Source organism: Microcoleus sp. FACHB-1515 (assembly GCF_014696105.1).
Classification (GTDB): domain Bacteria; phylum Cyanobacteriota; class Cyanobacteriia; order Elainellales; family Elainellaceae; genus JAAUTJ01.
Window position 1 is genome coordinate 69974 of record NZ_JACJPO010000010.1, and the last position, 24647, is coordinate 94620.

Annotated in this window: 26 protein-coding genes; 15 read left to right on the forward strand and 11 right to left on the reverse strand. The window is 53.2% G+C overall.

Features of this window, described 5'->3' with window-relative positions:
- The first annotated feature begins 199 nt into the window (after positions 1 to 199).
- Genes H6F67_RS01485 through H6F67_RS01495 form a run of 3 tightly spaced genes read left to right on the forward strand, consistent with a single transcriptional unit; the run spans position 200 to position 1432 of the window.
- Positions 200 to 1003 (forward strand): hypothetical protein, encoded by an 804-nt coding sequence (locus tag H6F67_RS01485; RefSeq protein WP_190762611.1) that lies wholly within the window; start codon positions 200 to 202, stop codon positions 1001 to 1003.
- 52 nt (positions 1004 to 1055) lie between these two features.
- On the forward strand, positions 1056 to 1283 hold the full coding sequence (locus H6F67_RS01490) for a hypothetical protein (protein WP_190762613.1): 228 nt from the start codon (positions 1056 to 1058) through the stop codon (positions 1281 to 1283).
- Positions 1283 to 1432, forward strand: coding sequence for a PIN domain-containing protein (locus H6F67_RS01495; protein ID WP_190762615.1), 150 nt, complete (start codon positions 1283 to 1285; stop codon positions 1430 to 1432). The genes H6F67_RS01490 and H6F67_RS01495 overlap by 1 nt, the downstream gene beginning before the upstream one ends.
- Before the next feature lie 177 nt (positions 1433 to 1609).
- Here the strand turns inward: H6F67_RS01495 and H6F67_RS01500 are convergent, their stop codons facing one another.
- The 3 genes from H6F67_RS01500 to H6F67_RS01510 are packed head-to-tail and all read right to left on the reverse strand — an operon-like array spanning position 1610 to position 2699.
- Positions 1610 to 1843: a type II toxin-antitoxin system RelE/ParE family toxin gene (locus H6F67_RS01500; protein WP_199304185.1), complete on the reverse strand. Its 234-nt coding sequence runs from the start codon at positions 1841 to 1843 to the stop codon at positions 1610 to 1612.
- Positions 1844 to 1871: 28 nt separating this feature from the next.
- Positions 1872 to 2075, reverse strand: a complete 204-nt coding sequence (locus H6F67_RS01505) for a hypothetical protein (RefSeq protein WP_190762617.1) — start codon at positions 2073 to 2075, stop codon at positions 1872 to 1874.
- A gap of 60 nt (positions 2076 to 2135) precedes the next feature.
- Positions 2136 to 2699, reverse strand: a complete 564-nt coding sequence (locus H6F67_RS01510) for a hypothetical protein (RefSeq protein WP_190762619.1) — start codon at positions 2697 to 2699, stop codon at positions 2136 to 2138.
- Positions 2700 to 3088: 389 nt separating this feature from the next.
- On the opposite strand from H6F67_RS01510, the gene mutS reads away from it, so the two are divergent.
- From mutS to H6F67_RS01535, 5 genes are all read left to right on the forward strand, one after another.
- A complete protein-coding gene (mutS, locus tag H6F67_RS01515; protein WP_190762620.1) occupies positions 3089 to 5746 on the forward strand; it encodes a DNA mismatch repair protein MutS in 2658 nt (885 codons plus the stop codon).
- A gap of 430 nt (positions 5747 to 6176) precedes the next feature.
- Positions 6177 to 6680, forward strand: coding sequence for a DNA recombination-mediator protein A (locus H6F67_RS01520; RefSeq protein ID WP_190762622.1), 504 nt, complete (start codon positions 6177 to 6179; stop codon positions 6678 to 6680).
- The gene (locus H6F67_RS01525) at positions 6681 to 7091 is read left to right on the forward strand and encodes an MAPEG family protein (RefSeq protein WP_190762624.1); all 411 of its coding nucleotides are present in this window, start codon (positions 6681 to 6683) and stop codon (positions 7089 to 7091) included.
- Positions 7092 to 7113: 22 nt separating this feature from the next.
- Entirely contained in the window at positions 7114 to 7605 is a 492-nt protein-coding gene (locus tag H6F67_RS01530; protein WP_190762626.1) for a YajQ family cyclic di-GMP-binding protein, read from the forward strand.
- A 25-nt stretch (positions 7606 to 7630) separates the two neighbouring features.
- On the forward strand, positions 7631 to 9217 hold the full coding sequence (locus H6F67_RS01535) for a glycosyltransferase family 39 protein (protein ID WP_190762628.1): 1587 nt from the start codon (positions 7631 to 7633) through the stop codon (positions 9215 to 9217).
- On the opposite strand, the gene H6F67_RS01540 is transcribed toward H6F67_RS01535, so the two are convergent.
- The 6 genes from H6F67_RS01540 to H6F67_RS01565 all read right to left on the reverse strand — a co-directional run bounded on the left by H6F67_RS01540 (position 9218) and on the right by H6F67_RS01565 (position 13541).
- Complete coding sequence (locus tag H6F67_RS01540) at positions 9218 to 10024, reverse strand: SGNH/GDSL hydrolase family protein (RefSeq protein WP_190762630.1); 807 nt, start codon at positions 10022 to 10024, stop codon at positions 9218 to 9220.
- 107 nt (positions 10025 to 10131) lie between these two features.
- On the reverse strand, positions 10132 to 10962 hold the full coding sequence (locus tag H6F67_RS01545) for an SDR family oxidoreductase (protein ID WP_190762632.1): 831 nt from the start codon (positions 10960 to 10962) through the stop codon (positions 10132 to 10134).
- A 100-nt stretch (positions 10963 to 11062) separates the two neighbouring features.
- Entirely contained in the window at positions 11063 to 11821 is a 759-nt protein-coding gene (locus H6F67_RS01550) for a cobalt-precorrin-6A reductase (RefSeq protein WP_190762634.1), read from the reverse strand.
- Between the two features lie 2 nt (positions 11822 to 11823).
- Positions 11824 to 12579: a class I SAM-dependent methyltransferase gene (locus H6F67_RS01555; RefSeq protein ID WP_190762636.1), complete on the reverse strand. Its 756-nt coding sequence runs from the start codon at positions 12577 to 12579 to the stop codon at positions 11824 to 11826.
- A 98-nt stretch (positions 12580 to 12677) separates the two neighbouring features.
- Complete coding sequence (locus H6F67_RS28295) at positions 12678 to 12989, reverse strand: hypothetical protein (protein WP_313926746.1); 312 nt, start codon at positions 12987 to 12989, stop codon at positions 12678 to 12680.
- Between the two features lie 42 nt (positions 12990 to 13031).
- Entirely contained in the window at positions 13032 to 13541 is a 510-nt protein-coding gene (locus H6F67_RS01565) for a DUF411 domain-containing protein (RefSeq protein WP_199304186.1), read from the reverse strand.
- A gap of 131 nt (positions 13542 to 13672) precedes the next feature.
- On the opposite strand from H6F67_RS01565, the gene scpB reads away from it, so the two are divergent.
- Entirely contained in the window at positions 13673 to 14206 is a 534-nt protein-coding gene (gene scpB, locus H6F67_RS01570; RefSeq protein WP_396797481.1) for an SMC-Scp complex subunit ScpB, read from the forward strand.
- 55 nt (positions 14207 to 14261) lie between these two features.
- Here scpB and H6F67_RS01575 read toward each other — a convergent pair whose 3' ends face one another.
- Positions 14262 to 14477, reverse strand: coding sequence for a hypothetical protein (locus H6F67_RS01575; protein ID WP_190762639.1), 216 nt, complete (start codon positions 14475 to 14477; stop codon positions 14262 to 14264).
- A gap of 63 nt (positions 14478 to 14540) precedes the next feature.
- Complete coding sequence (locus H6F67_RS01580; protein ID WP_190762641.1) at positions 14541 to 15455, reverse strand: calcium-binding protein; 915 nt, start codon at positions 15453 to 15455, stop codon at positions 14541 to 14543.
- Between the two features lie 139 nt (positions 15456 to 15594).
- Here H6F67_RS01580 and H6F67_RS01585 point away from each other — a divergent pair, with 139 nt between their 5' ends.
- The 6 genes from H6F67_RS01585 (at position 15595) to H6F67_RS01610 (ending at position 24642) form a co-directional block, all read left to right on the forward strand.
- Positions 15595 to 17205 (forward strand): gamma-glutamyltransferase family protein, encoded by a 1611-nt coding sequence (locus tag H6F67_RS01585; protein WP_199304187.1) that lies wholly within the window; start codon positions 15595 to 15597, stop codon positions 17203 to 17205.
- 122 nt (positions 17206 to 17327) lie between these two features.
- Complete coding sequence (gene glpX, locus H6F67_RS01590) at positions 17328 to 18371, forward strand: class II fructose-bisphosphatase (protein ID WP_190762643.1); 1044 nt, start codon at positions 17328 to 17330, stop codon at positions 18369 to 18371.
- Between the two features lie 360 nt (positions 18372 to 18731).
- Positions 18732 to 20021, forward strand: a complete 1290-nt coding sequence (locus H6F67_RS01595) for a glutamyl-tRNA reductase (RefSeq protein ID WP_190762645.1) — start codon at positions 18732 to 18734, stop codon at positions 20019 to 20021.
- Between the two features lie 175 nt (positions 20022 to 20196).
- The gene (locus H6F67_RS01600) at positions 20197 to 21249 is read left to right on the forward strand and encodes an aldo/keto reductase (RefSeq protein WP_190762647.1); all 1053 of its coding nucleotides are present in this window, start codon (positions 20197 to 20199) and stop codon (positions 21247 to 21249) included.
- Positions 21250 to 21495: 246 nt separating this feature from the next.
- The gene (locus H6F67_RS01605) at positions 21496 to 22956 is read left to right on the forward strand and encodes a BamA/TamA family outer membrane protein (RefSeq protein ID WP_190762649.1); all 1461 of its coding nucleotides are present in this window, start codon (positions 21496 to 21498) and stop codon (positions 22954 to 22956) included.
- Positions 22957 to 23052: 96 nt separating this feature from the next.
- Positions 23053 to 24642 carry a glucose-6-phosphate isomerase gene (locus H6F67_RS01610; RefSeq protein ID WP_190762651.1) on the forward strand — a complete coding sequence of 530 codons (1590 nt, stop codon included), beginning with the start codon at positions 23053 to 23055 and terminating at the stop codon, positions 24640 to 24642.
- The last annotated feature ends 5 nt before the right edge of the window (positions 24643 to 24647 follow it).

Below are 24647 nucleotides of genomic sequence, written 5' to 3' on the forward strand. Positions count from 1 at the left end.
CACAAAGGGCAGTTGAAAAGCTGCCCTTTTTTGTGGGTATAGAATGATGGAAGCACGTTGCAAAAAGGTTGAAGCTCTACGCATGATCACTTTAATGGCAAAGAATTCTAGGCAAAACTACTTAATGGTGGTTTAGTAAGATTCAACGCCTTGAAAAATCCAAATTGCTTGTGTATTGAAAGCTCACTAGATCAATATCATGTTTGCAAAGTTACTAGGCATTTCTGCTCGTACTAATTGGCAAATTTTTATTGCTACCTGTCTAACCATTGGAGCATTAATCTATCGCATTTTATTTCAAAAATCTTATTCTAATCTTGACGTTAGAACAACTACTTTAGCTTTGGGTTCTATTGGCTCAATAATAGCCCTTGCAACATCCATGTCTTTTGCATTTGTTGTATTTTTTGTTAATCAAACTAATAGCAGAAAACATGATTTGTTTTATAAGTTTAAGTCGAGCCTGTTTGATTTTGATCGCTTTCTCAAGGACTATCCTAGATCCCAGAGTATAGTAGGTCAGGCGCAGGCAGTCTCATGGGAATTGAAGTTCATAAAATTCAGCGATTTTCCTCTACTGGATTGGGAGAGCAGAATCGAAAGTTTAACGTTATTCTTTGATAAAGACTGTGATTATAAGGATGACCCCAATCTTGATAACAAGATCCTTGGTTATCTTGGTTATCTTGAAGAGATAGTGTGTGAAATCGGACTTATGTGTGTTCGACAGATTATTGCTGGAGTTTTTGTAAGAACTGTTATTAAGGCATTTGTACTAATCGGATTATTGCTCCTTGTCCTTATAATTAGCTACCTTAATATTGGGGCAGTACCAAACTTAATTTGTAGTATTATGCCTGTATTTTTTGCTACGTTTGCTTGTTTAATTTTTTCAGAGCTTGGCTGGTACTTACATAGAGAAAGCGATGAAATGATTAGCTTTGTCAATGCCGATCAGTCAGAGGCAGAGATTGAGCAAACTGAGAACACTACAAATTACTAGCGCTATTTTAGAACGATCGCCCCATCCAAAACTCTCATTCAGGCTAGTGACGATGACATTACAAGAACTGCAAGAGCAAGCTTTGAAGCTTTCGCTCGAGGAGCGTTGGCAGTTGGTTTATGTGTTGATGCGATCGCTCCAGCCCAATCCTCAATCAACAGCCAAACCAACAGGCTTAGCTGCAAGCTTAATTGGCATCGCCAAGACGAATGCACCACCACCAACAGATGAAGAGGTGAAAGCGATCCTAGACGATCGGTTGACGCAGAAGTATTTGTAATGCGAGTTTTATTTGACACGAATATCTTGCTGGATGCTTTGCTGGCGCGTGAACTTTTTGTCGCAAATGCTGCTTTTCTGTTCAATGCAGTTGAATCAGGACAAATTGAAGGGTTCATGTCAGCAACAACGATTACAGATGTACATTAGCCTGCAAAACGAATGCGATCGCGTAGCATTGTCGGTGTATTCATTGCGATAATTGGTGGAAGCGATATGCTTCGCTGCCTTCGGGCGCACTGCACAGACAATCATTTTGAGTGAGAGCAGATACTTCTCGATGGCAGACGAAGAGCATTTGAAGATTTTGATGGAGGGGGTCGATCGCTAAGGAAAGTAGCGATAAACGTCGCTGCGATGGTGAACGCGAGCAAAAGTAATCGTGTCGTTGGCAAAAGTGAAGCCGATTCGATAATCTCCGACTCGCAGACGATAAGCGTTGTCTGATCCTTTGAGCTTCTTCACGTTGCTGATGTTTTGCAAGCTTGTCGCGTTGGGAATTTGCTCGAAAACGATCGATCGAATCGCTCCATAAGCAGACGTACTCTTGAGCGCTTTCAAGTCTTTGAAGATGGCAGATACTCGACCTTCATGGCCGATCGATCGCGTCCAACGCTTCCTCCAAGCTCAAAGGCTGCTCTTGCGCGACTTCCTGCATGGCACGATAAAGCCCTTCGTCTTCAAGCGCCTCTAAAAGCCGCTGGTAGTCCTCAAACCGCAAAATCACTTTGCGAACTTGACCATCCATATCGGTGACAAGCTCTTGAACAAACGGATAGTCTTGAATTTGCATCTCGATCGCCTATATCACTGTAGCTATTGTAAGATTGGCTACTGCTATCTCGACCAAAGCTTATGCAAGCTCAAGCAGCAAGTCAAGTAGATATTGAGAGGATGTTTCTAGCTTTTTTCGAGCCAGAAATGTAGCTTGACCATTTCGATTTTCTACAGTTTGAAATGTCCAAAAACTCCAAATCAGCGATTCGCCTTGTCCTTGATCTCGACAAATCCATCCGCCTTGCTCAAGCTGGATTGCAAAGTGAGCGGCGATCGCGGCAAGATCTAAATCAGCAAGAAGTGAAACGCTTTGATAATAATCCTCACGATCGCCACCTGAACGAATACTAGAAAACGTTGCCTCATCAGGCGGCAGCAATCGAGGAATGAAGACAGAAAAATCCTCATAGCCTCTAAATCGAGGTGGCTCTATTAGGCAAGAACCGTTATCAGGATCGTCATTTAAGCTGAGTTTAACTTCGGTGACTTCAGCAACAATGCTAGGCGTTACCGCTAGCGACGGCCCCTGTTCGCTATGGCAAAACAGTTTTGTTAAAGAGGTTTCGTATCGATTTTGAAAACCGCCTGAACGATGGAAGTTATGATCATCTTCTCGTTCAAACCAGCCTTGATTGAGCAAACGCGATCGATAAAACTCATAGACGCGATCGGGTGATAAGTTTGTATCAAACTCGATTATGATGCTGTGCCATTGTCGATTCACATAGCTGCCCAGAACCTGACAGTCATCAGGTAAAGGAATATCGACTGGCAAGCGATCGGGCAGTTGTCCAACGAAAAGCCTGCTTGAAGATGTTGAAGCCTCGCCTGGATACTGTCCTGCAAGTAAACGAATCGCTAGTTTGTGAAGCTGCTGATTAACTGTGTCAGAGGAATTCATTGTTGCTACGGTGAATTTAACCCAGTGACGAGCTTCACAAGCGCTTGTTCCAAATCGATCGCCCCCTCGCCAACCCGATCGCCAACCGCCTACGCTAAAGTCAGTACAGGCGATCCGCAACCACTGTAATGAATCCTTCCGCATCTGCTGAGTTCAACCCCGTCAGCGATCTCCCCGAACGACTCGTCAAACACACCGTTCGCTATGCCGACCATCGCGCCGTCAACCGCGACGACTTGACCCCGATGTTGCGGCACTACGTCGAAATCAAAGACCAATACACCCACGCGCTGTTGCTGTATCGGGTTGGCGACTTTTACGAAACCTTTTTTCAAGATGCGATCGTCGTTGCCCGCGAGCTTGAACTCGTCCTCACCAGCAAAGACGGCGGCAAAGAAGTCGGGCGCGTCCCCCTTGCCGGAGTGCCGCATCATGCGCTCGATCGCTACTGCGCCCTGTTAGTCGATCGCGGATACGCCGTTGCCATTTGTGACCAGACCGAGGATGCTGCCGATGTGCAGGGGCGACTCGTCCAGCGCGAAATTACCCGCGTAATCACACCGGGAACCGTGCTGGAAGAAGGCATGTTGAACGCCCGCCGCAACAATTTTTTGGTCTCTGTGGCGATCGCCGGAAATCACTGGGGCTTAGCCTATGCCGACATCTCGACAGGCGAATTTCTCACCACGCAATCGCAAAACCTGGAGCAGCTAACCCAAGAACTGATGCGGCTCCAGCCATCAGAGGTGCTGTTTCCCACCAATGCGCCGGACTTGGGAAGCCTACTGCGACCGGGGCAAAAGTCAAACCAGCTACCGGACTGCTTGCCGACGCAGTTTTGCTACACGTTGCGATCGCAAACCCCCTTCAGCCACCCAGAAGCGCGGCAGCGGATTCTGCAAGAATTCAAGGTGCGATCGCTCGAAGGTTTGGGGTGCGAACATCTGCCCTTGGCCGTTCGTGCCGCAGGTGGCCTGCTGGAATATTTGGACGACACGCAAAAAGGCAATCCCGTTTTGCTGCAACCGCTCAGCACCTACACGCTGACCGAATATCTCGTCTTGGATCACCAAACCCGCCGCAACCTCGAAATCACGCAAACCGTCCGCGACGGCACACTGCACGGCTCGCTGTTGTGGGCGATCGATCAAACCGTCACGGCAATGGGCGGACGAATGCTGCGCCGCTGGCTCTTACAGCCGCTTTTGAAGATTGAGGCGATCGAAGCTCGCCAAGACACGATCCAAGAACTCGTCGAGAACGGCACGCTCCGGCAAGAACTCCAGCAGCTTCTCAAACAAATCTACGACCTCGAACGACTCACCGGACGGGCGGGTTCGGGCACGGCAAACGCCCGCGATCTCGTCGCCTTGGCCGATTCGCTCGAAAAACTGCCGCAATTAGCAAAGCTGGTTGCGAATACTCGATCGCCCTATCTCACCAAGCTGCAAACGGTTTCCCCGACATTGGCGAGTTTGGGTGAACGATTGCGGACAAATCTGGTCGATCGACCCCCGATCTATCTGACCGAGGGCAACCTGATTCGCGATGGCGTGAACGAGCAATTAGATAAGTTGCGGCAGGCGATCGAAGCCGACACCGCTTGGATTGCCGAACTCGAAACAACCGAACGCCAGCGGACGGGAATTTCCAACCTCAAAGTCGGCTTCAACAAAACCTTCGGCTACTACATCAGCGTTTCGCGCAACAAAGGCGATAAAACGCCAGACGGCTACATCCGCAAGCAAACACTGACGAACGAAGAGCGCTTTATCACGCTGGAACTGAAAGACCGCGAAAGCACGATTCTCAACGCTCGTCACGATCTCGGTAAGCTGGAGTACGAAATTTTCGGCAGCTTGCGCGATCAGGTCAGCCAGCACGCCGACGAAATTCGGATTTTGGCACAGGCGATCGCTTCTGTTGATGTCCTTTGCGCTTTTGCTGAAATTGCCGTCTACCGAGGCTACTGCCGCCCGCAAATGGTTTCGACGCGAGAATTGGCGATCGAGTCCGGTCGTCACCCCGTTGTCGAGCAGTCCTTACCATCTGGCTTTTTTGTCCCCAATTCAGTCGAACTTGGCAGCAGCGATCGACCTGATCTCATCATCCTTACAGGTCCCAACGCCAGCGGCAAAAGCTGCTATCTGCGGCAGGTTGGACTGATTCAGCTTCTCGCTCAAGTTGGCAGCTTCGTTCCCGCCACGATCGCACGACTGGGAATTTGCGATCGCATCTTCACCCGTGTCGGAGCCGTTGACGACCTCGCAACGGGACAATCAACCTTCATGGTCGAGATGAACGAAACCGCAAATATTCTCAACCACGCAACCGATCGATCGCTCGTTTTGCTGGACGAAATCGGACGCGGAACCGCGACATTTGACGGACTTTCGATCGCCTGGGCAGTCGCAGAACATCTCGCATCCGAACTTCGCGCCCACACGATTTTCGCCACCCACTATCACGAACTGAACGAACTCGCCTCACTCTTGCCGAACGTGGCAAACTTCCAGGTGACAGTCAAAGAAATGCCCGATCGCATCATTTTCCTACATCAGGTGCGCCCCGGTGGAGCCGATCGCTCCTACGGCATCGAAGCCGGACGGCTGGCCGGATTGCCTGCAAGTGTGATCGATCGCGCCCGTCAAGTGATGGGACAGATTGAAAAGCATTCGCGCATTGCGATCGGACTGCGGAAAGGCTCAAACGGCAACGGCGCAGGTGAAAAAACCGGGAAATATCGCGTCGATCCGAATGAGGCACAACTGGATATCTTTGGGTAAAAGTGAACAGCCTGCCCTCATCCCCCGACCCCTTCTCCCTCAGAGAGAAGAGAAACCGGATTTCAAAGTCCCTCTGCCCTAGGCCGTGCTTTAAAACCGCTTGATCCTCCCCAACCCTCCTTGTTAAGGAGGGAGTCATCCTCAAAGTCCGGGTTCTCAAGGGGACAGGGGGATCTCAGTCGAGAAATCTAACCACCAGGAGGGTTTGACACACCCTAGGGTGAGGGCAGGCTGTCGCCTAGGCGTCAACACTCTGCAACGTCGTCAGACCAAAACACCAAATCCAACTGAGCGACCAAGACAACTCATCGAGACCACACCCTTTTGATCGCTACTACAAGTTTCGGAAAGTTCGATCGAGCGGCGATCGCTTGATTCACGCACCACTCCTGGTAAAATAGCTGGGTTGTTCCAGCCCGCAACGATTCCTTTGAGCCAGTCAGTCGATCTACCCAAAGTTGATGAATTTCTGCAAGAGCTAGCCACGATCCAGCAGTCTGGATCAAAACGCATCGCTCTTCTCGGTTCCCGTCACGTTCCGATCACCCATCAGAATTTAATCGAACTGATGACCTACGCACTGGTGCTAAACGGCAATCGCGTCATCACATCGGGCGCAACCGGAACCAACTCCGCCGTGATCAAAGGCGCAATGCGGGCGGACGCCAACTTGCTGACCGTCATCCTGCCGCAAAGCCTCGCTCGCCAGCCTCGCGAATCTCGCGAACAGCTAGAGCAAGTCATGCACCTGGTCGAAAATCCCGCCAACGACACGCTTTCTCTGGCCGAAGCCAGCGCCATCTGCAACCAGGAAATCGTTTCACGCTGCCAGCAACTCGTTTGCTTTGCCTTTCACGACAGCGCCACGCTGCTCAAAACCTGCCAAGATGCCGAAGACCAGCGCAAAGTCGTCACGCTGTTTTACTTCGATTAAATGATCTTCTCCCTCCCTATTCCTACTCTGCTGCTCTACAGCATCGCGATCGCCGCCGTGCTCGTCTACCTGCCATTTCTCCCGGTCGCTTGGGCACGATTGCAGGTTGGCTACGACATCGCTTCGCCTCGCCTCATGTTCGACAAACTGCCACCCTACGCGCAGCGAGCAACCTGGGCACACCAAAATTCCTTCGAGTCGATCGCCCTGTTTGCCCCCGCTGCCATTCTCGCCTACGTGACCGAACAAAACTCACAGCTTGCGGGCAGTGCCGCGATCGCCTATCTGATTGCTCGTTTGCTATTTTCTGCCTTCTACATTTTCAACGTGCCTTTGCTACGATCGCTGATGTTTGCTGTTGCTTCAGCCAGCACTGCCACGCTTTTCTGGCTGAGCTTGACCAACCGCTAGCAATTCATTTTTGATTAACATCATGGCTTCTAATTCTTCTTTTGATGTCGTCAGCGAATTCGATCGCCAAGAACTCGTGAACGCGATCGATCAAGCCAATCGCGACATTACCAGCCGCTACGATCTAAAAGACACCAAAACGACTTTGGAACTTGGTGAAGACACGATCACGATCAACACCGACAGCGAAATGACGCTGCAAGCAGTGCAAACGATTTTGAGAGAAAAAGCCGCAAAACGAAAGCTGTCGCAAAAGATTTTTGACTTCGGCAAAATGGAGTCAGCAGGCGGCAATCGTGTCCGGCAAGAAGTCAAGCTGCGTAAAGGTTTAACGTCCGAAGTGGCAAAGCAAATTTCTAAGCTGATCCGCGACGAATTCAAGAAAGTTCAAGCGTCAATTCAAGGCGATGCCGTGCGCGTTTCGGCCAAATCGATCGATGATTTGCAAGCCGTGATCGCTCGTCTCAAGCAAGAAGACTATCCGATGGAATTGCAGTTCACCAACTATCGCTAATGCCGCCTACCTGAAGTCGATCTGAGTGAAGCCTACAAGACTTGCGCTGCTGATTTGGTTTGCGATCGCCCTCGTCCTTCGCTTCCTCAATCTGTCTGCAAAATCACCCTGGAACGATGAACTAGCAACGCTAATTTTTAGCTTGGGCAACAGCTTAAAACCCGTTCCGATCGATCAAATCATCAGCCTGGATACGCTGCTAGAACCGCTCAAGCCGCGATCGAATGCCAATTTTGCAGACGTAGTTCGGCACTTGATGAGCGAAAGCACCCATCCGCCGATTTACTTTTTGCTTACTCACGCTTGGCTAAAGCTATTTCCCGCTCAAGACGGACTCGTTTCAGTTTGGGCAGCGCGATCGCTCTCTGCCCTGCTTGGTGCGATCGCCGTTCCCGCAGTTTACGCCTTGGGGCTGCTGTGGAATCGCCGCACTGCGATCGCTGCCGCCGCACTCATGGCCGTTTCTCCTTATGGCGTCTACCTTGCCCAAGAAGCGCGACACTACACGCTGGCAATTTTGCTGATGATCGCGTCGATAGGCTGCTTGCTGATCGCGTTGCAATCGCCCAATCGATCGCGCCGCTTTTCCTTGATCTGGATTGCAGTAAACGCCTTGGGCGTTGCGGTTCACTATTTTTTCACGCTCGTTTTGGCCGCAGAAGGAATCGCAGTTCTCATTTCCGCTTGGCGTTGCCGTCAGCAGGCGAGTTGGCAAGCCATCAGGATCAGTGCGATCGGAACGGCGATCGGCGTTTTGGTGTGGCTTCCCGTTTGGCTGCAAGTGTCCGAAAACGAACTGACGACGTGGATTTATGATCCAAATTTCCTTGAAGCGCGATTCGCTCCGCTAGGCCGACTGGTCATTTGGGTGATGACGATGCTGACGATTTTGCCCGTGCAGGATGTGCCGTCCTCGATCGCAATTTTGTCTGGAGCGATCATGCTGCTGTTTTTGATTTGGGCGATCAAAATAGTGTGGGACGGATTGGCGCAACCGCAGCAGAACACAAACATCCTGCTAGTTTTGCTCGGCTCGATCGCGACCCTCCTCCTCTTCATCACCTACGGCCTGCAAGCCGACCTCACGATCGCCGCCCGCTATCAGTTCATCTATTTCCCAACTTTGCTGCTGCTCGTGGCAGTGGCAATTGCCCAACCACCTCACTTCGCTCGAACGCTGATCGTCTTTGCGATCGTCGGCAGCTTAGGCAGCCTAACCGTCGCTTACAACTACGGCTACCAAAAGCCCGATCGCCCCGATCAGCTTGTTCCCATTCTCGAAGCGTCCACCCAAGCCCCGACGATCGTAATCGCGATGGCGCATCAAACGCACGAACAGACCCGCGAACTGATGGGCTTGGCGCTGGAACTGCATCGATCGCACAGTCCACTTCAGCCGAATTTTTTGCTCGCGCATTTCGATCCAGCCAGTCCGGGTGCGGCGTTAGCCAGCTTGGAAAAAGCGATCGCACCCCTACCGCGTCCGCTCGATCTGTGGCTCATGAATTTTCGACCTGCCGCCGCACCTGCGATCAAAGGCTGCAACTGGGATCTCAACCATCGATCGCCCGTCAACGGCTATAAGCATCGGCTGTATCGCTGTCCAGCCTGATTAAGCCGCCTGCGCTGGAATCAAGCGATCGCCCTGCAACGTTGCAAACGCGCGATCGCTTAGAATTCGGTGCGCTGCTGTTGTCGGGTGAATGCCGTCCCAAAACAGCGATTGATCCGGATTGCCGCCAATTGACTGCGCGGCCTGCATCACGTTTGTAAAGCCAAACTTGGCTGGAGTTTCGATCGCTTCGTGATACAGCGCATTCGCATCAAACAAGGCAATCTGTAAATTTGGATGCTGCTGCATCAACTGCTTAATCGATCGCCGCAACTGCGAATTGTGCGATCGCGAAAGTTCACTCAATCGAGCAGAATTTGCCGTATTTCTTGTAGCAGGAAGCTGACCCAAATCCGGCTGATTGGCAATCAGAATTTTGCTCGCTCCTGCGTTTGCCAAAAGTTCGATCGCCCTCACCAAATTTCCGACCGGAACTGCCGCATTCGTCGCTCCTTGCAAATAATCGTTTCCACCCGCCCACAGCACAAATAGCGACCCTGAATCGAGTTGCGAATGCGTCTGCAAATAGGATTGCACCTGAGCCAGCAATCCTGGGATCATGTTGGTAAAACCGCCGCTGCTAGTGGCGCCACCGCAGGCGAAATTTTCAATTTGGCTCGCAGGAATTGCAAGACGATCGCCCAGATATTCCACCCACACCCGACCATTCGAGTAGCGACCATTGAAGTAGGTCGATCGCGGCGGATACAAACCACCCGTTGCCCGAAAAACCGTGCCCGTATCCGACAGGCTATCGCCAAACACAACCAGGCTGCGAATTAATTCTAAATGTTGAGTGAATGTCATCTTAAAAGCGCGATCGCCAAATCAGTTCCGGCACGATCGCTATTTCCAACTGTAACGAACTTGGCGATCGATTTCAGTCCGGTAAACCCCACGCCACAGGTGAGATTTTACTGCCGCTTCACCAGTCGATCGCGCATTCCAAACACCCGCCGCACGATCGGAATCATAATCGCAGGTGTCAGATGAAATGCCGCTGACCAAAAGTTTGCCGTGCCGACTAAAACATCGCCGCGCTTCTGCTCGATCGCCTTGCGAATAGCCTTCGCCACGACTTCCGGCTTCTCTAGAATCGGGCTGTGAAACATTCCATAAACGAAATCGTAGCGATCGCGCTCCGTCTGTTTCTCTTTTCCGCGAAACAAAGCACGCTCATACAGTTCCGTCCGAATAAAACTTGGATAAATGCCGCAGACGTGAATGCCTTTCGGCTTCAGTTCATGATGCAGAGATTTCGTCAATCCGGTTAGCGCGTGTTTGCTTGTTGTGTAGGGAACCTGATAGGGAATTGGGTCAAGTCCACCGATCGAAACGACATTGACGATCGTTCCACTTTCGCGCTCTAAAAAGTGCGGCAGCAGCGCATGAATCGTGTGAATATATCCCCAAACGTTGGTTTGAATAATCTGCTGCCAATCTTCGATCGACGCTGCTTCCACTGGTCCCATATAGTAAACGCCAGCATTATTCACCAAAACATCGATCGAACCCAAAAAACCGATCGCTTTCTGCACCAAATCATCAACCTGATTGCGATCGCGCACGTCCGTTTGAATCACGAACGCTTGCCGCCCAATCGCTCGAATTTCTTCAGCAACGGCTTCTAACCGATCGATCGTTCTGGCCGCCAAAACCACATCGTAACCATTGCAAGCAAGTTCCAGCGCAGTCGCTCGACCAATGCCATGTGATGCCCCGGTAATTAAAGCAGTTTGCGTCATCGATCGCTCAGTTTTCAACTCGCTACTTGCGTAGAATGTAGCGAATCAAACGGCGATCGCTCCTGTCTCAAAAGACAGAATCATCCTTCTTGAAGGCCGCTCATTGACGCAGCTTTGCCTGACAAAACCGCATCACTTCCATCAAATTGCTTGTCTGCTGCGGATAGGAAAGGCTGGGTCGATCGATCGTCACCAATCTCACGCCCAGTTCCGCCGCCACCTGCCGCTTCACCGCCTCGCCGCCTGCCGTTCCCGATGCCTTTGTCACCACGATCGAAATTTGCCACTGTCGCCACAGCGCCGCTTCCAGTTCAGCCGAAATAGGCGGACGCAAAGCAATCAGGCGATCGCTCGTAAATCCTGCTGCCTGCGCTGCACTCAACGCCTCGATCGACGGCAAAATTCGGGCAAACAAAACGGCGCGATCGTGCCACTGGGCGAACTGCGGCAGCGATCGATATCCCACTGTCAACAGCACTCGCTCACCAATGAGCAAATCTGTTTCCAGCAGTGCGGCGAAGCTGAAAAAGTTCAACGATGGCTCACCGACGACGTTCGATCGCTCAAACCGCAGATAGGGCAACTTCAGCTCGGCAGCGATCGCGATCGCCAACTGCGAAATTTCGATCGCAAACGGATGGGAAGCATCCACGATCGCAAAAATAAAATGTTCTCGTAAGAACATTTTGAGGTCGGCGGGCGTGAGTTTGCCCACGCGAATCGGCATCGGCGGATAGAGCGATCGCGCACTCTCAGTCGTCACCGTTACAATGCAGGGAATTGACTGATCGACACACGCACGGGCAATCTGAGCGCTTTCCTGCGTCCCGCCAATCAGCCAAATGCGTCGATCGCACACGGCTAAAACTTGACTTTATAAAGCTGAAACAGTTCTCCCGGCAGCGTTTTAACGATTTGACCACCCGCCGATTTGATCAATTTCTGCCAGTCCGCGATCGAATCTAGATGCACTTCTGCACCTTGATAGGTTTCCAAAATTGCCCAGTTTTCTGCCAAATCCGCTTCTGGGTTCAGCACGTCGAAGACAAAAAATCCATCCGGCTTCAAAACGCGCTTCGCCTCACTCAAAACCAGCGACCAATAGTCCAGCGGATAGTAGCAGCTAAAGCCTGTGGCGATCGCCAAATCAAACTGCTGTGGCTCATACTGAAGCTGATGCGCCGCGCCCAACTTCACACCCTTAAACAGCTTCGAGTTAAGCTGCGGCCCTCGCGCATTCAGCAAGTCACGTGCCACCAGGCTCACGTCCTGCCCGTAGAATTGCGCTTCCCAATCGCGCCAAGGATAAATCAGAAAGCTCACGCCGCAGCCAATGTCCAAACAGCGCTGTTGCTTTTTCGGCTGAGCAATCTGCCAAAACGGAGAAGTCAACTTTGCCGCCAGCAGGCCGGCTTTGCGCTCCTGCACGATCGGCATTTCCTCGACTTCCGGCGGCAGCGGAATCGGCTCACCTCGATATTCCCGATTAAAACGCAAAGCGATCGCATCAATCTGACTTTGCCAGTCCGTGCGATCGCTTGCCGCTGCGCGACTGCGCGTAGCGCGGTTGCGGTCGCTCAAAAAATTTGACAGATTGTGTTGCGGATTAGTTGCCATTCGTTTTCCGAATCTCAAACAGTATCCAACAAGATTGAGGGACGAGAACTCAAAACTGAGGCGTACCCGACTCATCCCTCATCCTTCATCCCTCCAACCTACCCTTTCAACGCCCGCTGAAAGTTTTGCCGATACGATCGATTCGCCAGCACCAAAACAGGCCACAGCAAGGCAAGATAAACCCGCCCTTGGCTGAAATTCGTGCGGTGAAATCCCCGCCAAAACTTGACAACGCCGCCAATATAAATCGCAATCAACCCCAATAAAAGCAACTTTGCCATGTCGTTCACCTTATCACTCAGCTTTACTCGATCGATCCACTGGCGATCGCTCCATTTGCGGAAGCACTCCAGCAGTTGAAGCAGTCGGTCATTGTGGAGAAAACCGATCGCTTTGCCTAACCAAATCACTACAAGTTTAGAGTAGTCGCTGGAATTGTGACCAGCACCGCATTACCCTTCAGGCGAATACGCGCTAAAAACGGCAGAATTCCCCTGCTCGTCAAACGAAACCACCTCAAACGCATCCTGCACCCCGTCATCTGATTCCATTCCCGGCGTTCCGATCGGCATTCCCGGCACGGCAATTCCAGCAATCTGCGGGCGATCGGCCAGCAACCGCTGAATGTCCGCCACAGGCACATGTCCCTCAATCAAATAGCCGTCCAAAACTGCCGTATGACAAGAGGACAGTTCTTCTGAAATGCCATGATTCCGCTTGAACGCTTCCATATCCTCCGTTGGCACATTCTTCGGTTCAAACCCTTCTGCCCGCAGATGTTCCATCCAGCCACCGCAGCAGCGACAACCCGGATCGCGATAAACCGTCATTTCGATCGCATCTGCTGAAGCGATCGCAGGCAGCGCCAACGAAAACGCGATCGCCACCAAACCAATCATCAATCCGCTCAAAATTCGCCGCGCCAAACCCCAAATATCAAGCTGCATCACAAACCGCCGCAAAATGAACTCCCTCAATCCATTGTGACATTCTTAAATTATTCATACCTGCAAACAGGTTTGCACAGCTTGATTCCAGCTTGCGGCGATTTGCCGCGCTCAACAAGCGAATGCCGCACATTCGAGTAAACTAAATGTTCAGCTTTTTTGTGCTGCCTATGTCGCTTGCCAGCAAAATTGAAGCCATCCTCTATCTCAAAGCGCAGCCTGTGTCGATCGCCGAGATCGCCGAATGCGCCAACTGTCCCCGCCACGAAGCCGAAGAAGGACTCCTCGCCCTAATCAACGACTACGCCCACCGCGAGACCGCCCTCGAAATCGCTGAAACTCCCGAAGGCTACTGCCTCCAGCTTCGCGAAGCCTATCAAGACCTTGTCCAAACTTTGATCCCGCTTGATTTGGGCGTTGGCGCATTGCGAACCTTGGCGGCGATCGCCCTCAAAGGCCCGATCGCCCAAACCGATCTGGTCGAACTGCGTGGCTCAGGCGTCTATCAGCACATTCCCGAACTGGTCGATCTCGGCTTTGTCCGCAAGCGCAGACAGTCCGAGGGGCGATCGTACTGGCTGCAAGTCACCAGCAAGTTTTATCAGTATTTTCAGGTGGAGAAATTGCCGCAGCCGTTTGGCGAAGGAATAGCGAGCGTTGGAGATCAAGGATCGGCCTAAAGCTGGATAGGTTCGATCGATTCAGGCGGGTTGCCCTCCATCTAGGACACGCTCGTCAGTTCTGCGATCGCTCTGTTAATTGCCTCGGTCGGCCTTGCAGCTTGTGCCCCCGATGCAGGATTCGCCTCTGCTGCGTTGGGCGCGAGTCGGCTGCAAACGGCTTGGCGTATGGCGATCGTGACTGCCTGTCGGGAATCACAACCGGGCCATTGCTGGCGATCGCACGAGCAGCGGGCGAAACTGCTCCACCGTTCAAGCGGCGCAAAACCACTCCAAACCGGATGAAGCTGCTGGTTTGGAGTGGTTTCGCAGTGAATAACGTTAGCCGAAAACGTTAGCCAAAATTGAAGCTGGAAGCATCAACCACGCCGATCGAGTTGCGGCTAAGCTGATTTGCCCTGACGCCGTTCAAAATGGCAACCGTGCCATCATCAAATTTGACGAGGGTGCTGCTGCCCTGCTGCGAGAACGTCACATCTTGCAGATCGCGCCCGCTCAAAACGCCCAAGCGGTCTTGACCTACATTGAAGTCGTCAATCACACTCACGCCGTCATCGCTGAGCACAAAGGTATCGCGACCTTTGCCACCCGTAACGGTGTTGCGACCTTTGCCACCGCTGATTAGATCGTCACCCGCTCCACCTTCGATCGTGTCGTTGCCGTTTTCTCCACCGAGAATGTCGTCGCCAAACAAGCCTTTGATCAAATCGCTGCCCGTCCCGCCTGCGATCAAATCGTTGCCGCGCAAACCAGAAATGGTGTCATTGCCGCCATTGCCAAGCAGAATATCGCGCTTGCTTGAGCCGATCAGATTGTCGCTGCTTCGGCCACCTCGAACGATCGAACTGCCTACGAGATCATCGACGAGATCGTCAAACTCACCGCTGCTGAGGAAGTCGCTGACATCTGCAAAAATCGAATCAAAAATATCGCCCAGACCGTTCAACAAATCAAGGTCGCGAATATCATCAAACAAATTGCCCAGATTGATATCGTCAAACAGTTCGTCGGCAACCGCGGCCAAATCATCTGCAACGTCATCCAGGTCAAAGCCACCAATGTTTGGCAGATCAACACCGCCAAACAAATCCGTGACATCGCTCAAGTCAATGCCGTCGAGTACATCCACAACATCTGAAAAATCAAGTCCACCAAACGTCTCGGCAATGTTGCCAAGATCAACATCATCCAGCGCATCGACAACAGTATCGATGACTTCACCGAGGTCAATATCTGATAACAGTCCCATGCCAACCATCCTTAAGCGTGCGATCTTTGAGAACACCAAGAGTTAGACTGTCGGGAACAAGACTGCGTTCCCGAACATAACTTGGGCAACAAAATTGTTCGATCGATCACCTCTGCGTAAAGTTTTATCTTTGCTTTTCATGTTTGATCCTAGCTCACTGGCCTTGACGAGTTATCCGTACCCTTCCGGGCGGCGCGTCGTGATGGGCAACCAGGCAGCAGTCGCAACCAGTCAGCCCTTGGCAAGCTTGGCCGGAATGGAAATGATCGCAGCAGGCGGCAATGCGATCGATGCCGCTGTCGCAATGGCAATCGCCCTCACCGTCGTCGAACCCACCTCCAACGGCATCGGCTCAGATGCCTTTGCGATCGTGTGGGACGGCAGCCAGCTACACGGGCTAAACGGCTCCGGCCACAGTCCCCAAGCGCTTGACCTGAAAGCCTACGCCGAACATCCACAAGTTCCTTTGTATGGCTGGCTTCCTGTCACGGTTCCAGGCGCAGTGTCGGCATGGCGGGCACTCAGCGATCGCTGGGGAAAACTACCGTTCGAGCAACTGTGTGAACCCGCAATTCGCTACGCCTCGCAGGGCTTTCCGGTTTCACCCGAAACGGCTCGCGCTTGGCAACGAGCCGAATCGCGATTTCTGTCGCTGCAAGGTGAAAAATTTCAGCCGTTTCAGGCAACTTTTTTCCCGTTCGATCGCGCCCCGCGTGCCGGAGAAACTTGGCGCAGCGACAATCACGCTCGGACACTGGAGGCGATCGCTTCATCCAAAGGCGAAAGCTTTTATCGCGGCGATCTCGCATGGCAAATTGCCCGCTTTGCTGCTAACACCGGAGGCGCACTGTCACTTCCCGATCTCGAAGCGCATCAGCCCGATTGGGTCGATCCGATTTGCACCACGTATCGCGATCTCACCGTTTGGGAAATGCCGCCGAACACGCAGGGCATGGCCGCGCTGATGGCGCTCAACATTTTGGAAGGGTTTGACTTGGCGAAATTTCCGCGAGACTCGATCGACAGCTTCCATCTGCAAATCGAAGCCATGAAGCTCGCCTTTGCGGATACTTACCGCTACGTGGCCGATCGCCGCTTCATGCAGCATTCACTAGAAGCGCTTTTAAATAAGGAATATGCGGCAGAAAGGCGATCGCAAATTGGCGATCGTGCCCTCACGCTGGCAGAACCGGGAATTCCCAAAGGCGGCACGGTTTATCTGGTTGCAGCCGATCGCGATTTCATGGTGTCGATGATTCAATCCAACTACGAAGGCTTTGGCAGCGGCATTCTAATTCCTGATACGGGGATTGCGCTGCACAATCGCGGCGCAGGCTTTTCGCTTGATCTGAAGCATCCGAACGCGATCGCTCCGGCAAAACGTCCCTTCCACACGATCATTCCCGGATTTTTGACGCGAGGCGATACGGCGATCGGGCCGTTTGGCGTCATGGGCGCACCGATGCAGCCACAAGGCCATGTCCAAGTCGTCGTGAATCTGGCAGACTATGGAATGAATCCGCAATCTGCGCTTGACGCTCCGCGCTGGCGATTTTTGCAGGGAAACACGGTTTTACTTGAATCGACCGCGAATCGATCGATCGCAATGGGCTTGAGCGATCGCGCCCACCACATCCTGGTGAGCGGCGAAGTCGGACAGTTCGGCAAAGGGCAAATGATTTTGAGAAGCGGTGAAACTTTGATTGCTGCTTCGGAACCGAGGGCAGATGGATTGGCGATCGCCCGCTAACCCGTCAATCACTGCGGCTCTAACGTCCGAATTCCTTCAAGCCGATCCCCGGATGCTGATAAACTTTTGAGTTGAGGTTGCGATCGGTAACGCCTCAGCACATCAGCAGTTGGAGGGATAAGGTGGAGAGTACACTCGGTCTGGAAATTATTGAAGTTGTCGAACAAGCGGCGATCGCATCTGCCCGCTGGATGGGCAAAGGTGACAAAAACACCGCCGACGAAGTGGCCGTCGAAGCGATGCGCGAACGCATGAACAAAATTTACATGCGCGGTCGGATCGTGATTGGTGAAGGCGAACGCGACGATGCCCCGATGCTCTACATCGGAGAAGAAGTTGGCATCTGTACCCAGCCCGACGCCAAAAACTTCTGCAACCCGGACGAACTGATCGAGATTGACATCGCCGTTGACCCTTGCGAAGGCACGAATCTTTGCGCCTACGGTCAACCCGGATCGATGGCCGTGCTTGCCATTTCTGAGAAGGGCGGACTGTTTGCCGCACCCGATTTTTACATGAATAAGCTGGCCGCGCCGCCTGCTGCCAAGGGAAAAGTTGATATTCGCAAAACCCCGACCGAAAACCTGAAAATTCTGGCCGAATGCCTCGATCGCGCCATTGACGAACTCGTGATCGTCGTTATGGATCGCAAGCGCCACAAGGAATTGATCCAAGAAATTCGCGAAGCCGGAGCCAGAGTGCGCCTGATCAGCGACGGGGACGTGTCGGCAGCGATCTCCTGCGCCTTTGCCGGAACCAACATTCACGCCTTGATGGGCATCGGCGCGGCTCCCGAAGGCGTGATTTCTGCTGCGGCGATGCGCTGCATGGGCGGCCACTTCCAGGGACAACTGGTTTATGATCCCGCTGTCGCGAAGACCGACGAGTGGGCAAACATGACCAAAGAAGGCAACCTCGAACGGCTGACCTCAATGGGGATCACCGACCCCGATCGCGTGTACGACGCGAATGAACTCGCTTCGGGTCAAACCGTCCTGTTCGCCGCCTGCGGCATCACGTCTGGCACGTTGATGGAAGGCGTTCGCTTCTTTGGTGGCGGCATGAGAACCCAAAGCCTGGTCATCTCGAATCAGTCGAAGACGGCTCGCTTTGTCGATACGATTCACCTGATGAGCGACAATCCCAAATACGTGCAGTTGCGGTAGGGAAGGGAAGGCAGGAGGCAGGAGGCAGAGGGCAGAAGGGAAGTGAGGGGTTAGGGGTTAGGGGTTAGGGGTTAGGGGTTAGGGGTTAGGGGTTAGAGAGGGAATGAGGGGTTGAGCCTTCTGCTTCTGCTTCTGGCCTCTTCCCGCTGCCTCTGTTCACTGCCTTTCCCTTCTGCCTCCTGCCCTCTGCCCTCTGCCTTTTTTTACAAAAAGTTAGAATAATCACAGCAACAACTCCGCGATCGCCGCTCCTTTGACGAGCGTGAAATTGATAGACTTTTTCTTGAACTGCACCACAAACACTATTTGACGGCAAATTTTTCTTCACCAAAAATTTGCCGACCTTTGGGAGAGAACGAGATGAATATCGCCGTTGTGGGTCTTAGCCACAAGACCGCCCCGGTTGAAGTCCGCGAGAAGCTGAGCATTCCGACGCCGCAGGTTGAAGGTGCGATCGCCCAGCTTTGCAGCTATCCGCACATCCAGGAAGCCACAATTCTCAGCACGTGCAACCGCCTGGAGATCTACATCGTCACGACGGACACCGACAGCGGAATGCGCGAAGTCGGCCAGTTTCTATCGGATCACAGCAAACTGCCGCTGCATCAACTGCGCCGCTATCTGTTCCTGCTGCTGCATCAAGACGCGGTGATGCATCTGATGCGCGTTTCTGCCGGACTCGACAGCTTGGTTTTGGGCGAAGGCCAAATTCTCGCGCAGGTGAAGCACACGCACAAAATCGGACGGCAGCACAACGGCATCGGACGCATTCTCAACAAGCTGTTCACCGAAGCCCTCGCAGCGGGAAAGCGCGTCCGCAGCGAAACCAGCATCGGGACGGGAGCCGTCTCGATCAGTTCTGCCGCTGTGGAACTCGCTCAGGTGAAAGCCCAAAACCTTGCGGCCTGTCGCGTTGCGATCATCGGCGCAGGCAAAATGGCAAAACTGCTGGTTCAGCATTTGCTCTCGAAAGGCGCAACCCGAATCGCGATCGTGAATCGATCGATCGAAGGCGCAAAAGAACTCGCCGCCCAATTCCCCAATGCCAATCTTGAACTACACACGCTGAACGATATGATCAGCGTGATTGCCCACTCAGACATTGTGTTCACCAGCACGGCAGCAACCGAACCGCTGCTCGATCGCGCCAAGCTCGAATCGACGCTTGATCCCAGCCAGCATTTGATGTTGTTCGACATTTCTGTGCCGCGCAACGTGGATAGTGACGTAAACGAACTGCCGCAGGTGCAGGCGTTTAACGTGGATGATCTCAAAGCAGTCGTGGCGCAAAACCAGGAAAGCCGCAGGCAAATGGCCTTGGAAGCGGAAGCGCTGCTGGATAAATGCGTGGATGACTTTGATATTTGGTGGCGATCGCAAGAAACAACCTCAACGATCGTCAGCCTCCGCAACAAAATGGAATCGATTCGATCGCAAGAACTCGAAAAAGCCCTGTCGCGACTGGGAACCGATTTCACCGAGAAGCATCAGGCGATCGTCGAAGCGCTCACGATCGGCATCATCAACAAAATTCTTCATCATCCAATGGAGCAACTGAAGATGCAGCGCGACCTCGAATCGCGACAGCAGGCAATGGAAGCCCTCCAACTCCTGTTCAATCTAGAAACAGTGGGTGACAGCGTTTCGTAGGCGATCGCGCAAACTCCACGTTCCAACGAAACCGGAAGTGCAGCGGATGCTTCCGGTTTTTTGCTGTCGTCAATTGCATCCACTACAGCAAGATCTCGACAGAATCGCGCAAGAATTGAGTCTCCAAGCGCCAGCGACATTTCTAAACTGAAAGCAATGGATTGAGGAAGAAAAAATGCGATACAAACTATTGGGAAAAAGCGGCCTGCGCGTCTCGGAACTGTGTCTGGGCACGATGACCTTTGGTGAAGATTGGGGCTGGGGTGCATCGTTTGACGAGTGCAAAAACATCTACGAAACATTTCGATCGCAAGGCGGCAACTTCCTCGATACGGCCAACATCTACACCAACGGCACCAGTGAAAAATACGTCGGCGAACTGATCGCCAGTGAACGAGAAGCGATCGTTGTTGCCACCAAATACTCGAACGGAATGCCCACTGGCGATCCCAACGGTGCAGGCAACCACCGCAAGCGGATGATCCAGTCGGTTGAAGCGAGCTTAAAGCGGCTCAAGACGGACTACATCGATGTCCTGTGGGTGCATTCTTGGGATTTCACCACGCCACCCGAAGAAGTGATGCGATCGTTTGACGATCTCGTCCGGCAAGGCAAGATTCTCTACATCGGCATTTCAGACGCGCCCGCTTGGGTCGTGGCGCAGTGCAATACGATCGCCGATTTGCGCGGCTGGACGCCGTTTGTCGGGCTGCAAATCGAATACAGTCTGATTCAGCGCACGGTCGAGCGCGAACTGCTGCCAATGGCGCGATCGCTCGATATCGGTGTCACCGCATGGTCGCCGCTGGCAAACGGCTGGCTGACCGGAAAATACACCAAAAATAGCGGCAGTGACGAATCGAAACGGCTGGATAACGAAGGGATGTCGGCGTTTGTGCAGCAAACGGATCGCAATCACCAAATTGCCCACGCCGTTGATGAAGTCGCACAGGCGATCGGCTGTAGCTCGGCTCAGGTTGCTCTCGCTTGGCTGCTGCATCAAAACACGATCCCGATCGTCGGAGCCAGAAAAGCCGCTCAGGTGAAAGACAACCTCGACTGTGTGAATGTGAAGCTATCCGCTGAGCAGCTTGATCAGCTCGATCGCGTCAGTGCGATCGAACTCGGCTTCCCGCACGATTTCTTCAATCAGGAGATGCCGCAGCAGTTCATCTTTGGCGGACAGTTCCAGCAAATTGACAACCATCGCTACACGCAGATTCGCTAGGTGTGTATCAACAGGCTGTGATCCTCCCCAACCCTCCTTGCCAAGGAGGGAGCCGAACCACCCCTCAAAGTCCCCCTTACCAAGGGGACAGGGGGATCGACTCCTGCTAGCGCTTCTGAAAACACGCCCTAGTGATCGAGTGACTCCCCGACAGTCGATTGCCCGACCCTCCATTCCACACCCAACACCGATCGCCCCTTCCTGTGCTACGGTGAAGCGCAAATTCATTGCGTGGAGAAATTCCGCATGTCTGCTGCACCTGTGTCACTTTTGGGAATCGCTGGACTGTTTGTGTTGGGCTGGAGCGTTCCGGTTTGGAGTCAAACTGCTGTGCCTGCGGGAAATAATGAGCGCATTTCAGACATTCAAGTGCGCTATGTCGATTCAGACGGAGAACCTGTTGAAGGGCTAACTCGTCCGTTCATCATCACGCGCGAATTTGAGTTGCAGCCCGGAACGGTTTACACCCCAGAAGCGGCACAGGCCGGACTCGATCGCCTGATCGCCCTCGATGCGATTCGCAACGCCAGCTTGAGCTTGCAGCCATCGATCGATCCCACGCAGGCGGTTCTCGTCGTTACAGTGGAAGAAGCCAATCCGGTTTCCGTCAGCTTTCGCACGGCAGCACCCCAACCTTCTGCGCTGCAAGGACCATTTCAGCGGCGGGTCGGGGGCGATGAAGCGACGGGATTTGCGGTTTCGGGAAGCGTTCAGTTTCGCAATGTCGGCGGCAATGATCAAACTTTGGCGCTCAATTTGCGCGGCGGCGAAAGCGTTCTTGATGGCGAAATTATCTTTCGCGATCCTTGGATTGGCAGCGATCGCCAGCGCACCGGATACGCCGTCAACTTCTTCAACCAGCGATCGCAACAAAGCGTCTTCACCGGAGGCGATCGCGAAGTCGATTTGCCCGGAGGCAACGACCCGATCGTGCATCGCTTGGGCGGCGGTGTGCAGGTGACACGCGCGATCGAGCCGGACTTATCGGCGGCTTTGGGCTTGTCCTATCAGCGGATTTCCGTGCGGGACGGCATTTTCTCCGGCGACATTGAACCCGTCGATGAACAGGGGAACGCGCTCACCGTCAGCAATTCCGGGCAAGATGATTTGCTGACGCTGAATTTTTCAGCTCAGTACGATCGCCGCAACAATCCGCTCAATCCCACTTCTGGCTATCGGCTGCGATTCGGCGCAGATCAGGCAATTCCGATCGGAGATGCGAACATTGCCTTTACCCGCTTGTCCGGCAGCTACCTCCAATATTTTCCCGTCCCGCTGTTTGGCTTCGCTGAAGGCGATCGCACCCTTGTTCTCAGCAGCCGCGCCGGAACGATCTTGGGCGATGTGCCGCCGTATGAAGCGTTCAACATCGAAGCGGGTTCGGTGCGCGGCTATGGGGGCAATGGCTTAGGTGCAGGCAGCAGCTTTTTTGAAATCGCAACCGAATATCGCTTTCCGATCGCCAACTTCCGCGCCTTCGATCGACCGATCAATCTGGGCGGTGCTTTGTTCGTCGGCTATGCGACCGATTTGGGCACGGCAGACGACGTAATCGGCATTCCTGCGATCGCTCGCGACCAGCCGGGATCAGGACTCGGCTACGGAATCGGCCTGCGGGCGACCACACCAATCGGTCTGGTGCGCTTGGAGTTGGGCTTTAGCGAAGAAGGCAGCGAAGTCATCTTATCGACAGGCGATCGCTTCTAGCAGCAATCACCACAATCCCAAAATCATCCCGCAGTTATCGCGTTGTGGGAAACCGCTGGCTACACTGTGAACAGATTTAGCGCACAAGGAAACTCTATGGATGCCACCGCACTTTGGCAACGCTACCAGGACTGGCTTTACTACCACGCAGGATTGGGGTTCTACCTGGATGTCAGCCGAATGCGCTTTGATGACGCTTTCGTGCAAAAGATGCAGCCCGCCTTTGAGAAAGCGTTCGCGGCGATGAAAGAGCTTGAGCAAGGCGCGATCGCCAATCCTGACGAAGGCCGCATGGTCGGCCACTACTGGCTCCGCGATCCTGACCTGGCTCCCAGCGACGATTTGAAGCGCGATGTCGTTGAAACAAACCAAAAAATTCGCGACTTTGCCAGCAAAATTCACAGCGGCGCGATCGCGCCTCCGCAAGGCGGCAAATTTACGGACATCATTTCGATCGGCATTGGCGGCTCTGCCCTTGGCCCCGAATTTGTTGCAGAAGCCCTCGCCCCGATCGATGCGCCGATGCAAATTCACTTCATCGACAACACCGATCCGGCAGGAATCGATCGCATCTTGGCAAAACTGGGCGATCGCTTGTCCACCACTCTAGTCATCAACATCTCCAAATCCGGCGGCACACCCGAACCGCGCAACGGCATGTTGGAAGTGAAACACGCCTATCAACAGCGCGGCTTGGATTTTGCTCGTCATGCGGTCGCCGTCACCAGTGCAGACAGCAATCTGGATAAAACGGCGAAATCCGAAGGGTGGCTCGATCGCTTCCCGATGTTCGACTGGATCGGCGGACGCACCTCGGAACTCTCTGCTGTCGGTTTGCTCCCTGCTGCCCTGCAAGGCATCGACATCGACGCAATGCTGGCCGGAGCCAAAGAAATGGATGCCGCCACTCGCGTTCCTGAAATCAAAAATAATCCCGCCGCCCTGCTCGCCCTATCTTGGTACTTCAGCGGTAACGGCAAGGGCGAAAAAGATATGGTCGTCTTGCCCTACAAAGACAGCCTGCTGCTGTTTTCGCGCTATCTTCAGCAGCTTGTGATGGAATCGCTGGGCAAGGAAAAAGACCTGGACGGCAACGTGGTTCATCAGGGCATCGCGGTTTACGGCAACAAAGGCTCGACCGACCAGCACGCCTATGTGCAGCAGTTGCGCGATGGCGTTCCCAACTTTTTCGCCACGCTGATCGAGGTGCTGGAAGATCGGCAGGGAGAATCGATCGATCTGGAACCCGGCATCACATCTGGCGATTACCTTTCCGGCTTCCTGCAAGGCACACGTCAAGCGCTCTACGAAAACGGACGCGACTCGATTACCGTCACGATTCCCCATGTCGATGAACGCTATGTCGGCGCATTGATCGCTCTGTACGAACGCGCGGTCGGCTTCTATGGCACACTCGTCAACATCAACGCCTACCACCAGCCCGGAGTCGAAGCAGGCAAAAAAGCCGCCGCCTCGATTCTGGAACTGCAAATGCAGATCGTCAAAGCTTTGCAGGAATCTGGTTCGGCCATGTCGCTAGAAGAACTCGCCTCAAAGATTGGCGCATCCGATCGCATCGAATCGATCTACAAAATTGTGCGTCACCTCAGCGCCAACGATCGCGGCATCACCATTCAGGGCGACCTCGGAAAACCGGGAAGTTTGTCGATCGCCCGACAGAAGTAGCAAAA